At 74.5% G+C, this 12,698-nt stretch carries 10 protein-coding genes; 6 read left to right on the top strand and 4 right to left on the bottom strand.

Annotated elements, in window-relative coordinates:
* Positions 1–64: 64 nt before the first annotated feature.
* Complete coding sequence (locus tag N555_RS0120150) at positions 65–4,666, bottom strand: ATP-dependent helicase (protein ID WP_029433297.1); 4,602 nt, start codon at positions 4,664–4,666, stop codon at positions 65–67.
* Between the two features lie 106 nt (positions 4,667–4,772).
* On the opposite strand from N555_RS0120150, the gene ppk2 reads away from it, so the two are divergent.
* The 6 genes from ppk2 to N555_RS0120115 all read left to right on the top strand — a co-directional run bounded on the left by ppk2 (position 4,773) and on the right by N555_RS0120115 (position 10,380).
* Complete coding sequence (ppk2, locus tag N555_RS0120145; protein ID WP_051684281.1) at positions 4,773–5,627, top strand: polyphosphate kinase 2; 855 nt, start codon at positions 4,773–4,775, stop codon at positions 5,625–5,627.
* Positions 5,628–5,655: 28 nt separating this feature from the next.
* Positions 5,656–6,798: an acyl-CoA dehydrogenase family protein gene (locus tag N555_RS0120140; protein WP_029433295.1), complete on the top strand. Its 1,143-nt coding sequence runs from the start codon at positions 5,656–5,658 to the stop codon at positions 6,796–6,798.
* A gap of 5 nt (positions 6,799–6,803) precedes the next feature.
* On the top strand, positions 6,804–8,075 hold the full coding sequence (locus N555_RS0120135; RefSeq protein WP_197029100.1) for an MFS transporter: 1,272 nt from the start codon (positions 6,804–6,806) through the stop codon (positions 8,073–8,075).
* Positions 8,076–8,248: 173 nt separating this feature from the next.
* A complete protein-coding gene (locus N555_RS0120125; protein WP_029433293.1) occupies positions 8,249–8,443 on the top strand; it encodes a DUF3046 domain-containing protein in 195 nt (64 codons plus the stop codon).
* Between the two features lie 253 nt (positions 8,444–8,696).
* Positions 8,697–9,731, top strand: a complete 1,035-nt coding sequence (recA, locus tag N555_RS0120120; RefSeq protein ID WP_029433292.1) for a recombinase RecA — start codon at positions 8,697–8,699, stop codon at positions 9,729–9,731.
* A 139-nt stretch (positions 9,732–9,870) separates the two neighbouring features.
* On the top strand, positions 9,871–10,380 hold the full coding sequence (locus tag N555_RS0120115) for a regulatory protein RecX (RefSeq protein ID WP_034511546.1): 510 nt from the start codon (positions 9,871–9,873) through the stop codon (positions 10,378–10,380).
* Between the two features lie 105 nt (positions 10,381–10,485).
* Here the strand turns inward: N555_RS0120115 and N555_RS0120110 are convergent, their stop codons facing one another.
* From N555_RS0120110 to N555_RS0120100, 3 genes are all read right to left on the bottom strand, one after another.
* Positions 10,486–10,866 (bottom strand): hypothetical protein, encoded by a 381-nt coding sequence (locus tag N555_RS0120110; protein ID WP_231503036.1) that lies wholly within the window; start codon positions 10,864–10,866, stop codon positions 10,486–10,488.
* 181 nt (positions 10,867–11,047) lie between these two features.
* The gene (locus tag N555_RS0120105) at positions 11,048–11,965 is read right to left on the bottom strand and encodes an amino acid ABC transporter permease (RefSeq protein WP_029433289.1); all 918 of its coding nucleotides are present in this window, start codon (positions 11,963–11,965) and stop codon (positions 11,048–11,050) included.
* The gene (locus N555_RS0120100; RefSeq protein WP_029433288.1) at positions 11,962–12,612 is read right to left on the bottom strand and encodes an amino acid ABC transporter permease; all 651 of its coding nucleotides are present in this window, start codon (positions 12,610–12,612) and stop codon (positions 11,962–11,964) included. Before N555_RS0120100 ends, N555_RS0120105 begins: the two co-directional genes overlap by 4 nt.
* Between the last annotated feature and the right edge of the window lie 86 nt (positions 12,613–12,698).

Below are 12,698 nucleotides of genomic sequence, written 5' to 3'. Positions count from 1 at the left end.
CGGAGCTGGGCCGGAACGTCTCTTCCCCGCTCCGGTGGCACCGGACGGATCGGGGCCGGGCGGATCAGCCGCGCAGCCGCAGGCCGCGCGGGGTCGCGGCGAAGCCGGCCGCCTGCAGCGCGGAGGACAGGGGTGAGGACTCGTGCACCGAGGCGCCGTCGGCCTTCTGCACGATCATGCGGCCCAGCGCCCCGGCGCTGACCGCGCCGGACAGCGCCGTGGCCGCCTCCTTGAGCACCACCTCGTCGTCGGTCCAGGACAGCAGCGTCTTGCCGCCGCGCTCGACGTAGAGCACGAGGTCGCCGTCGACCAGGACCACCAGCGCCCCGGCCTTCCGGCCGGCCCGGTGACCGCTGGCCCGCTTCGTGCCGGTGCCCTCGCCCAGGTCGACCGGTGCGGGGGCGTCGTCGGTGGCGGTCGCCGCCGGGTCCGGGCGGTCGGGCCAGGGCAGCGCCGCGCCGTAGACGTTGGCCGGATCGGTGGCCGCGAGGACGACGGTGCCCGCCGGCGCACGGTCGGGGGCGGCGAAGCCCCGGAGGCGGTCCACCGAGCCCGGGGTACCGAACTGTGCGGCGCCCAGGGTCTCGACGAAGTAGCCGCGGCGGGCCCGGCCGTTCTCCTCGAACGCGCGCAGCACCGGGTAGACGGCGGAGAAGCCCCCCGGCACCTGCTCGGCCATGACGGCGCCGCGGGTGAGCACGCCGTGCCGCTCCAGGAGGGCCTCGGCGCGGGCGGTGGTCCGGCGGGTCGGGTCGCCCTCGCGCGCGGGCAGCCGCGACCACCGGCCGGCGACCGTGGGTGGCCCGCTGCGGGTGGGCATCTCCGGCCGGCCCAGCCGAGGCCGGCCGTAGCGGGAGACCCGTGCGCGCGGCGGCGCCGGCGTGCGCTTGTGGGTGCCGCCGGCCCCGAGCCGTGTGCGCAGCGGCGCGAGCGTGTCGTTGGTGAGGTGGCCGGACCACACGAGGTCCCACACCGTGTCGGCGAGCGCGGTGTCGTCGGTGGCCCCGACGAGGTCGGAGAGGCCGCGGAAGAACATCGCCTGCCCGCCCGACAGCCCCTCGAGGACCGCGGCGCCGTGGCCGCCCTCCGCCGGCAGCTCGAGCGGCTCGGGCAGGAGCAGGGGCGCGACGTCGGCCGGCACGAGGCTCACCCAGCCGTCGTTGCCGGGGAGCGCGCCGGCGCCGGCCCACAGCACCTCGCCGGCGCTGGTCAGCTCGTCGAGCATCGCGGGGGAGTAGTCGCGCACCCGCGACGGCAGGACCAGGGACTCCAGCGCACTGGCCGGTACCAGCGCCCCGGCCAGCTGCTCGACGACCGCGAGGACGCCGTCCGTGCCGCGCAGCCGGCTGCCCACCGACTGCCAGGCCGGGGTGAAGCGGGCCAGCGTCCCGATCGGGACCGGCTCGACCTCCTGGCGCAGCTTGGCCAGGCTGCGCCGGCGGATGGAGCGCAGCACGTCGGCGTCGCACCACTCCTGGCCCGTGCCGCCGGGGCGGAACTCGCCGGTGACCAGCCGCCCGGTGCCGACCAGTCGCTGCACCGTCGCGGTGACCACGGCGACGCCGAGCCCGAGGCGGCGGGCCACCTCGTCGGGCTGGAACGGACCGTGGGTGCGGGCGTAGCGGCCGATGATGTCGCCGAGCGGGTCGGTCACCGGCTCGGTGAACACCTCGGGCACCCCGACGGGGAGCGCCGTGCCGAGCGCGTCGCGGAGCCGGCCGGCGTCCTCGATGGCGACGTGCCGCTCCTCGCCGGCGATCCGCACGACGATCGCCCGGCGGGCCGCCACCAGCTCGTCGAGCCACTCCGCCGGGACGCCGCGGACGGCGGCCTCGGCGTACGTGAGGTCGCCGACGACGCGCAGCAGGTCGCCCGCGCCGTCCATGTCGCGGGGGTGCCGGGGCACCGGCAGCCGCTGGAGCTCGGACTCCACCTCGGCCAGCGCCTCGGCGTCGAGCAGCTCGCGCAGCTCGGAACGCCCCAGCAGCTCCGACAGCAGCGCCGTGTCGAGGGCGAGTGCCTGCGCGCGGCGCTCGGCCAGCGGCGCGTCGCCCTCGTAGAGGAACTGCCCGACGTAGCCGAACAGCAGCGACGTGGCGAACGGCGACGCGGTCTGGGTCTGGACGTCGACGACCTTCACGCGGCGGGCCTGCACGTCGCGCATCAGCTCGACCAGGCCGGGCACGTCGTAGACGTCCTGCAGCACCTCGCGGGCGGCCTCCAGCGTGATCGGGAAGCCGGGGTACTCGCTGGCCACCGACAGCAACTGGGCCGCGCGCTGGCGCTGCTGCCACAGCGGGGTGCGCCGGCGGGGGTCGCGGCGGGGGAGCAGCAGGGCCCGCGCGGCGCACTCGCGGAAGCGGCTGGCGAACAGCGCCGAGCCCCCGACCTCGGCGGTCACCTCGCGCTCGACGTCGTCGGGGTCGAGCACCGCGAGGTCGGCCTCCGGTGGCTCGCCGGTGGTGTCGGGCAGCCGCAGCACGATGCCGTCGTCGGAGTGCATGGAGGCGACGTCGACGCCGTACCGCTCGCGCAGGCGTGAGGCGAGGACCAGGGCCCACGGGGCGTTGACCTGGGCGCCGAAGGGGGAGTGCACGACCAGCCGCCAGTCGCCGAGCTCGTCGCGGAAGCGCTCCACCAGCAGCGTGCGGTCGTCGGGCAGGTGGCCGGTGGCCGCCTTCTGCTCGGCCAGGTAGGCGAGCAGGTTCGCCGTCCCCCACTCGTCCAGTCCGGCGGCGCGGGCCCGCTCCGCGCCCGCCTCGGGGCCGGCCGACCCGACCTCGCGGAGGAACGCACCCAGTGCCCGGCCGAGCTCCAGCGGCCGGCCGGGGGCGTCGCCGTGCCAGAACGGCATCTTCCCGGGCTGGCCGGGCGCGGGGGAGACCAGCACCCGGTCGTGGGTGATCTCCTCGATCCGCCACGACGACGAGCCGAGCAGGAAGACGTCGCCGACCCGGGACTCGTAGACCATCTCCTCGTCGAGCTCGCCGACCCGGCGACCGCCGGTGCCCTCGGCGCCGACGATGAAGACGCCGAACAGGCCGCGGTCGGGGATGGTGCCGCCGCTGGTGACCGCCAGCCGCTGGGCACCGCCGCGCGCGGTGAGGGTGTCGGTGACGCGGTCCCAGGTCAGCCGCGGGCGGAGCTCGGCGAACGCGTCGGAGGGGTAGCGGCCGGCCAGCATGTCCAGCACGGCGTGCAACGCGGACTCCGGCAGTGCGGCGAACGGCGCGGACCGGCGGACCAGCGAGCCCACGTCCTCCACCGTGCGCGGCCGCTCCGAGACGATCGCGACGATCTGCTGGGCGAGCACGTCGAGCGGGTTGCGCAGGTAGCGGATCGACTCGATCGCGCCGGCCTTCATCCGCTCGGCGACCAGGGCGCACTGGACGAGGTCGCCGCGGTACTTCGGGAACAGCACGCCGCGGCTGACCGCGCCGACCTGGTGCCCGGCGCGGCCGACCCGCTGCAGGCCCGCGGCCACGGTGGGGGGCGCCTCGACCTGGACGACGAGGTCGACCGCGCCCATGTCGATGCCCAGCTCGAGGCTGGAGGTGGCGACGACGGCCGGCAGCTGCCCGGACTTCAGCGCCTCCTCGACCACGGCGCGCTGCTCGCGGGAGACCGAGCCGTGGTGCGCGGCAGCGACGGGCGTGAAGGCCTCCGGCAGGCCACCTCCGGCGCCGGCCTGGGCCATCAGCTGGGCCGGCGTCGACCCCGCGGGCACCGGCTCGCCGGTCTGCCGCTCGTAGGCCAGCTCGTTGAGCCGGCTGGTCAGCCGCTCGGCCAGCCGGCGGGAGTTGGAGAAGACGATCGTGCTGCGCGAGGCCTCGACGAGGTCGAGCACCCGCTCCTCGACGGCGGGCCAGATCGACGTCCGGGGCTGGTTGCCGGCGGCCGAGCCGTCGAGCTCGCCGGTCGGCTGGCCGAGGGTGCTCATGTCCTCGACCGGGACGACGACCGAGAGGTCCCACTGCTTGACCGACGGCGGTGCGACCACCTCCACCGGCCGGCCACCGGCGAGGAAGGTGGCGACCTCCTCGATCGGCCGGACGGTGGCCGACAGCCCGATCCGCTGCGCCGGGCGCTCCAGCAGCTCGTCGAGCCGGTCGAGGGTGACGGCCATGTGCGCGCCCCGTTTGGAGTCGGTGACGGCGTGCACCTCGTCGACGATCACCGTCTCGACCCCGCGCAGCGCCTCGCGGGCCTGGCTGGTGAGCATGAGGAACAGCGACTCGGGTGTGGTGATGAGGATGTCGGGCGGACGGCGGGCGAAGACCCGGCGCTCCTCGGCGGAGGTGTCGCCCGAGCGGATGCCCACGGTGATCTCCGGCCGGGGGAGGCCCAGCCGCAGCGCCGCCTGGCCGATGCCCGTCAGGGGGGCGCGCAGGTTGCGCTCGACGTCGACCGCCAGCGCCTTGAGGGGGGAGACGTAGAGGACCCGGCAGCGGCGGATCGGCTCCTCCGGCGGCGGGCTGCTGGCCAGCCGGTCCAGCGACCAGAGGAACGCGGCGAGGGTCTTGCCCGACCCGGTGGGCGCGACGACCAGGGCGTGCCCACCGGAGCTGATCGCCGTCCAGGCGCCCTCCTGGGCCGCCGTGGGCTCGGCGAAGGCACCGGTGAACCACGCGCGGGTGGCCTCGGAGAACCGGTCGAGAGCGGACACGTCGCCAGTGTCACCCCGGGGTACGACACTCCGCCGGGCCGAGGCGGCACGTTCCCCCGGGAGCGGGGGTCTTGCCGCGCCCGGCGGGGAGGTCGACCCTCCGGGGATGGCCCATTCGCGGAGCGCAGGAGACCACCACGCGGCGGGGGCGCTCGAGGCGGAGCCGCCGGCGCGCACCAAGGTCGGCAAGAAGTTCTACGAACGGGAGCTGACTCGCCTGCAGATCGAGCTGGTGACGCAGCAGGAGTACATCCGCGCCCGGGGGCTGCGGGTCGTGGTGGTGTTCGAGGGCCGTGACGCCGCCGGGAAGGGCGGGGCGATCCAGCGCATCACCGAGGGGCTCAACCCCCGCGCCGCCCGCGTCGTCGCGCTCGCGGCGCCGACCGAGCGCGAGAAGGGGCAGTGGTACTTCCAGCGCTACGTCGCGCACCTCCCGGCCGCCGGGGAGATGGTCCTGTTCGACCGCTCCTGGTACAACCGCGCCGGCGTCGAGCGGGTCATGGGGTTCTGCACCGACGACGAGTACGTCGAGTTCATGCGGTCGTGCCCGGAGTTCGAGCGGATGCTCGTCCGCAGCGGGATCCGGGTGGTCAAGTACTGGTTCTCGGTGAGCGACACCGAGCAGGAGCGGCGGTTCCAGGCCCGCCTGACCGACCCGACCAAGCGCTGGAAGTTCAGCCCGATGGACCTCGAGGCACGCAACCGCTGGGTCGCCTTCTCCCGGGCCAAGGACGCGATGCTCGCCGCGACGGACATCCCCGAGGCGCCGTGGTGGGTGGTGGACGCGGAGGTGAAGAAGCGGGCCCGGCTCAACGTGATGACCCACCTCCTGGGCCAGGTGCCTTACGAGGACCTGAGCCCGAACCCGCCGCCGGCGCTCCCGCCCCGGCCGCCGGTGCACGACGACTACGTCCGGCCGCCCAAGGAGAGCCAGCACATGGTCCCCGACGTCGTCCCGTGACCGCCGGCCGCTGAGGCAGACTGCGGCCATGCGCTCCACGCTCTTCGAGCCCGACCACGAGGACTTCCGGGCGACGGTGCGCGCCTGGGCGGAGAAGGTCGTCGTCCCCTTCCACGACCAGTGGGAGGCCGAGGGCATCGTGCCGCGCGAGGTGTGGACCTCCGGCGGCGCGCAGGGCCTGCTCGGCATGGACATGGACGAGCCGTACGGCGGCGGGGTCCGCGACTTCCGCTACAACGCGGTCGTCGACTCCGAGCTCGCCCGGGTCGGTGCCAGCGGGGTCGGGTTCACCCTGCACAACGACGTCACCGGGCCCTACCTGCGCGACCTGGCCACCGACGAGCAGAAGCAGCGGTGGCTGCCCGGCTTCTGCAGCGGCGAGCTGATCACCGCCATCGCGATGACCGAGCCGGGCACCGGCAGCGACCTGCAGGCGATCACGACCAGCGCGCGACGCGACGGGACCGACTGGGTGCTGAGCGGCGCGAAGACCTTCATCACCAACGGCATCAACGCCGACCTGGTGATCGTCGTCGCCCGCACCGACCCCGACGCCCCCGGCTCGCGCGGCACCAGCCTGCTCGTCGTCGAGCGCGACATGCCGGGCTTCACGCGTGGCCGCAACCTCGCCAAGGTCGGCCTGAAGGCGCAGGACACCGCCGAGCTGTTCTTCGACGAGGTGCGGGTGCCGGCCGAGAACCTGCTGGGCGCCGAGAACCGCGGCTTCGCCCACCTCATGGACAACCTCCCCCAGGAGCGGCTGTCGATCGCGGTCACCGCCGTCGCCTCCGCCGAGACCGTGCTGGCACAGACGCTGGAGTACGTCACCGAGCGGACGGCGTTCGGCCGGCCGGTCGGCACCTTCCAGAACAGCCGGTTCGTCCTCGCCGAGCTGCACACCGAGACGACGATCGCGCGGACGTTCGTCGACGAGTGCGTGCGGCGGCTGAACGCCGGCGAGCTGTCGGCGGTCGACGCCTCGATGGCGAAGTACTGGACGACGGAGCTGCAGAACAGGGTCGCCGACCGCTGCCTGCAGTTGCACGGCGGCTACGGCTACATGGACGAGTACCCGGTGTCGAAGGCGTGGCGGGACGCGCGGGTGCAGTCGATCTACGGCGGCACCAACGAGATCATGCGGGAGATCATCGGCCGCTCGATCGGTCTCTGAGCGCGGTGGAGACCCAGGCCCCACCGGACCTCGCCCGGGTCCAGCGCCGCACGCTCACCGTCCTCGGCAGCGGCACGGCGCTCAGCGGCCTGGGTGTCACGATCGGCATCACCCTGGGTGGGCTGCTGGCCCGGGACGTCGCCGGCAGCGACTCCGTCTCCGGTCTCGGGCAGACCGCCGGGGTGCTCGGTTCCGCGGTCCTGGCGGTCCCGCTGGCGCGGATCAGCGACCGGTCCGGCCGCCGCACCGGCCTGGCGACCGGGTTCGCCGTCGCCGTGGCCGGCGCGCTGCTGACCGTCGTGGCGGCAGCGCTGTCGTCGCTGCCGCTGCTGCTTGCCGGGCTGTTCGCCTTCGGGGCCGCCACCGCGTGCGGTCTGCAGGCCCGCTACGCCGCGGCCGACCTGGCCCTCCCCGAGCGCCGCGGCCGCGACCTCTCGCTCGTCGTCTGGGCGACGACGATCGGCTCGGTGCTCGGGCCCAACCTCGCCGGTCCGGGCGCGGACCTCGGCGTCCGGCTGGGCCTGCCCCCGCTGGGCGGCGGGTTCGCGCTGTCGGCGGCCGCGTTCCTGCTCGTCGCCGCCCTGCTCCTGGCCTTCCTGCGGCCGGACCCGCTCCTGCTGGCCCGCCGGCTGCGCAGCGGTGCCGACGTCGCGGAGCCCCGCCCGCGGCGGGCGACCCGGGCGGCGCTGGCCGTGGTGTGGGCCGATCCCGGCGGCCGCCTCGGGCTGACCGCCGTCGTCGTCTCCCACGCGGTGATGGTCGGGGTCATGGTCATGACGCCGGTCCACATGGGCCACGCGCACGGCCCGGAGGGGACGACGCTGCGGCTGATCGGCCTGGTCATCAGCGTGCACGTGGCCGGCATGTACCTGTTCTCGCCTGCGGTCGGCTGGCTGGCCGACCGGGCGGGACGGCGCACCGTCGTGGCCCTCGGCGCGGGACTGCTGCTGGCCGCCGCGGCACTGGCGGGCACGGCCGGACCGGAGGACGCCGGGCAGCTCGGCGCCGGCCTGCTGCTGCTGGGCCTCGGCTGGTCGTGCGGTCTGGTCGCGGGCTCGACGCTGGTCACCGAGTCGGTGGGGCCGCAGCAGCGACCCACCGCCCAGGGCGGCACCGACCTGCTGATGGGGCTGGGCGCGGCGCTGGCCGGCGTCGTCGGGGGCCCGCTGCTGGCCCTCGGTGGCTACGGCCTGGTCGCGGCGGTCAGCGCGGCGCTGCTGGTCCCGCTGGCCGTCGTGTGGCTGCTCGGCCGTCCGCCCGCGGCCGCGCCGGGCTGACGGGTCAGCGACCGCGGTAGTTGCGCCAGAGCAGCACCAGCGACAGCAGCAGGCAGGCGGCGATGCCGATCTCCAGCACGGTGTCGAGCGCGGTGGAGCCCGTGGTGAGCACGTGGCCAGGCTAGGCCGGTGGCCGGCGGCGGAGGGCTGCGCCGGCGCGCTAGCGTCGGGTCGTGCGTCTGCAGGAGTTCTGGGCCCGGCTCGACGAGCAGTTCGGCCCGATGCGGGCCCAGAGCCTCACCCGGGACCACGTCTTCTCGGCCCTCGGCGGCCGGACGGCGCTCGACGCGCTGGAGGCCGGGGTGCCGACCCGCCGGATCTGGCTGGCCATCTGCGAGGAGTACGACGTGCCGCGCAAGGACCGCTGAGCCCGTCGCCGACGGCGCCGGCGCCGCGACCCGTCCGGGCGCGCCGGCACCTCCACGGGACATCGGTGGGACGGATGGGACGGACCGCGTGTCAGGGTGGCGGTCGAACACGTGTTCGCCCTACTGTGGGTCCACAGGCCGGGTGTTCCTCCACAGGTCCGGTCGATCCGCTCGAAGTGTCAGACCCCGTACCTAGCGTCGGCACCGACCCGTTCGACACACACCCACGTGACTTCCCCCGAAGGTGAACACCATGGCAACGCTCGACCGCGACAAGGCCCTCGACATGGCCCTGGCCCAGATCGACAAGCAGTTCGGCAAGGGCTCGGTGATGCGGCTGGGCGACTCGCCCGAGGTCGCGATGAAGGTCATCCCCACCGGGTCGATCGCCCTCGACATCGCCCTCGGCGTCGGTGGGCTGCCCCGCGGCCGGGTCGTGGAGGTGTACGGCCCCGAGGCCTCCGGCAAGACGACGGTCGCCCTGCACGCGGTGGCCAACGCCCAGGCCTCCGGCGGCATCGTGGCGTTCATCGACGCCGAGCACGCGCTCGACCCCGACTACGCCCGGGCCATCGGCGTCGACACCGACGCGCTGCTGATCAGCCAGCCCGACACCGGTGAGCAGGCGCTGGAGATCGCCGACATGCTGATCCGGTCCGGTGCGCTGGACCTGATCGTCATCGACTCGGTGGCCGCCCTGGTGCCCCGCGCCGAGATCGAGGGCGAGATGGGCGACAGCCACGTCGGCCTGCAGGCCCGCCTGATGAGCCAGGCGCTGCGGAAGATCACCGGTGCGCTGAACAACTCCGGCACGACCGCGATCTTCATCAACCAGCTGCGCGAGAAGGTCGGCGTCGTCTACGGCTCGCCCGAGGTCACCACCGGTGGTCGGGCGCTGAAGTTCTACTCGTCGGTCCGGCTCGACGTCCGCCGCATCGAGACCCTCAAGCAGGGCACCGAGGCGGTCGGCAGCCGGGTGCGCGTCAAGGTCGTCAAGAACAAGGTGGCCTCGCCGTTCAAGCAGGCCGAGCTCGACCTGATCTGGGGCACCGGGTTCAGCCGCGAGGGCGGTCTCATCGACATCGGCGTCGAGCAGGGCTTCGTGAAGAAGTCCGGCGCCTGGTACACGTACGAGGGCGACCAGCTGGGCCAGGGCAAGGAGAACGTCCGCACCTTCCTGCGGGACAACCCCGACCTGGCCGACGAGATCGAGAAGAAGATCAAGGAGAAGCTGGGCATCGGGCCGCGGGTCGACGCGCCGGCCGCGCTCGACGCCCCCGACTTCTGAGCCGGTGGGGAACCGTCTGGGCGGCGGTGGCTTCGGTGCTCCTCGCGGGCGTCGCCGGGCGGCCGCATCCCCCGACGGGGATGCGGCCGGCCCGGAGTCGCCGGACGACTCGGCCGGCCCCCAGCGCGACCCGGCGGAGGTGGCTCGCGATCTCTGCCTGCGCGCCCTGACCGGCACCGCCAAGACCCGCCGGCAGCTCGAGGAGCTGCTGGTCCGCAAGGAGATCCCCGACGACGTGGCCGAGGCGGTCCTCGACCGCCTCGCCGAGGTCGGCCTGATCGACGACGCCGCCTTCGCCCGCGCCTGGGTGGGTTCCCGCCAGGCCGGCCGGGGGCTGTCCAAGCGGGCACTCAAGTCCGAGCTGCGCGCCAAGGGCGTCGACGGCGAGGACGCCGAGCAGGCCCTCGAGCTCGTCGACGACCAGGACGAGTGGGACACCGCCCGGCGCCTGGTCGCCCGCCGGGTACCGGGGCTGCGCCGCGTCGACCGCGAGACCGCCACCCGCCGGCTCGTGGGCATGCTCGCCCGCAAGGGCTACGGCTCGGGCCTGGCCGCGATCGTCGTCCGGGAGGCCCTGGACGCCGACTGGGCCGACGAGGAGGCCACCGCCGGCCATCCCGACCTGGGGCTGGACGCGCTGCTGCCCTGAGGCAGCCCCGCCCTCCGCACGGACGACGACGGCCCCGCGCCCCTGACCGGGGGTGCGGGGCCGTCGTGGTGGTGTGCGGGCGCCGAGGAGGCCGGAGAGGCCGGCTCAGACGGCCTGGGAGCGCTGGAGCTCCGCCCAGGCGGTGACGTCGATGGCCAGGCCGTCGGGTGACTCGTCGTCGGAGACCAGCCACGCGGACTCGTTGCTGCGGTCACTGGCCAGCCAGTTCTCGATCAGTGCGTCGAGGTCGGAGGAGACAGCGGGGCCGCGGCTGACCGAGCCCAGGAAGGTGAGGTCCACCTCCACCTCGCCGGGGAAGCGCAGCACGAGGCGGCAGCGGGACCGGCGGTGCCGGGCCGGCGGGACGACCTCGCGGACGACCGCCGTCTCCGCACCGGCGGCGACGGCGAACGCAGGCGCGGCCGAGCGGAGCCGGGTGACGAACTCCTGGGCCGCGTCGGGCTGGCCGTCGATGCTGGGCGTCACCGCCGGCAGCGGAACGGCGGGGCGAAGTGCGGTGTCCACAACCGACTTCTCGGCACCTCTCCCGGGGCCAGTGACCACCCGTCGTCCCAGGGGTCCCGCGGACCCCACCCGCCCCGCGACGATCCGGTGCGGCGGTCGATCTGGCCCTGCGCCGGCCTCCGGCGACGGCCACCGGGATCGGTCATGCCCCGCCACCGGCCACGTGGGCCGGCCCGGTCGCGGCCGCCGTGACAGCTGTGGCAGTGGTCGCCCGCGACACCCGGCCGGCCCGGGCCTGGCGGGCCTGCACCCACTGGGCCAGGCGGCCGAGCGTGTAGTTCATGGCGATGTAGATGAGGGCGATCACGGTGAACGTCTGGATCGGGTTGTCCAGGTTCCGCTGGATGCTCCTGCCCTGGCTGAGCAGCTCGTCGTAGTTGGCGACGAACGTGACCAGCGAGGTGTCCTTGAGGACGACCACCAGCTGGCTGATCAGCGCCGGCAACATCACGCGGAAGGCCTGCGGCAGCAGGATGATCCGCATGGTCTGGCCGGGGGTGAGGCCGGTGGCGAGGGCCCCCTCGCGCTGGCCTCGGGGGAGGGAGGCGACCCCGGCCCGGATCACCTCGGCGAAGACGACCATGTTGTAGGCGGTCAGGCCGAGGACGAGGCCCCAGAACACCTGGCCGCCCGGGAGACCGCCGAGGTCGACCCCGACGTCGTCGAGCACCCGCACGCCGAAGTAGACGAGCACGACCACCGGCAGCCCGCGGAGCACCTCGACGAGGCCGGTCAGCGGGATCCGGCCGACGCGGCCCAGCGACAGGCGCGCGACGGCGATGAGCGTGCCGAGGACCACGGACAGGACCATCGCCACGGCCGCGGCCTTGAGGGTGTTGAGGATGCCCACGCGGATCAGTCGCCAGACCGCGTCGAACGCCTCGTTGCCGGGGTCGATGAGCGGCCCCCACAGCTCCATGGAGAACTGGCCCGCGTCGGCCAGACGCCGCACGACCAGGAAGGCGAGCCCCGCGAGCAGGACCACCGCCACGGCCGTGCCGATCCGCGTGCGCCGCCGTCCTCGCGGGCCCTGGGCGTCGTAGAGCACCGGCTCGCTCATCGGACGATCGCCACCCTGCGCTCGAGGACCTGGAGCAGTGCCCCGGCGGGCAGCGTGATCAGCAGGTAGCCGATCGCGACGCCGGTGAAGATCGGCAGGGTCTCCAGGCCCCGGGCGCTGGTCAGCGTCTGCCCCGTGCTCCACAGGTCGCCGCCCACCCCGAACGCGCCGACGACCGCGGAGTTCTTGAACATGGCGATGATGACGTTGCCCAGCGGCGGGACCACGGTGCGCAGCGCCTGGGGGAGCACCACGGTGCGCAGGCCCTGACCGAAGGTGAGTCCCAGGGAGCGGGAGGCCTCCGCCTGGCCGGCCGGCACCGAGTTGATGCCGGCACGGACCGCCTCGGCGACGAACGCCGACGTGTAGAGGATCAGACCGAGGACGCCGAAGAACCAGAAGCTGCGGTTGACCCCGAGCTCGGGCAGGCCGAAGGCGCAGAAGAAGAGGATCAGCGACAGGGGCGTGTTGCGGAAGGTCGTCACCCAGAACGCGCCGAGCGCCCGCAGCGGGGGCACCGGTGACACCCGGCAGGCGGCGATCGCCACCCCCAGGACCAGCGACCCCACCATCGCCACGAGGCAGATGCCCAGGGAGGTCAGGAAGCCCTCGACGAAGAGGTCGAGGTTGTCGAACACCGGGCTCACGGGCTCTCCCTCCCGGCCGGCGGCCGGGTCGAGGCGGCGTGCCCCGGGCCGGCCGCCGCGGCGGCCGGCCCGGGTACGTCAGGACG

This window comes from Blastococcus sp. URHD0036 (assembly GCF_000701365.1).
Classification (GTDB): Bacteria; Actinomycetota; Actinomycetes; order Mycobacteriales; family Geodermatophilaceae; genus Trujillonella.
Note: the sequence above shows the minus strand (reverse complement) of the source record. Positions and strands in the feature narration are given on the sequence as shown.

What these genes read in the sequence shown, in the direction of transcription:
- ppk2 (WP_051684281.1), top strand. Translation starts at nt 4,773, where the DNA reads ATGGCCCATTCGCGGAGCGCAGGAGACCACCACGCGGCGGGGGCGCTC.
- N555_RS0120140 (WP_029433295.1), top strand. Translation starts at nt 5,656, where the DNA reads ATGCGCTCCACGCTCTTCGAGCCCGACCACGAGGACTTCCGGGCGACG.
- recA (WP_029433292.1), top strand. Translation starts at nt 8,697, where the DNA reads ATGGCAACGCTCGACCGCGACAAGGCCCTCGACATGGCCCTGGCCCAG.
- N555_RS0120105 (WP_029433289.1), bottom strand. Translation starts at nt 11,965, where the DNA reads ATGAGCGAGCCGGTGCTCTACGACGCCCAGGGCCCGCGAGGACGGCGG.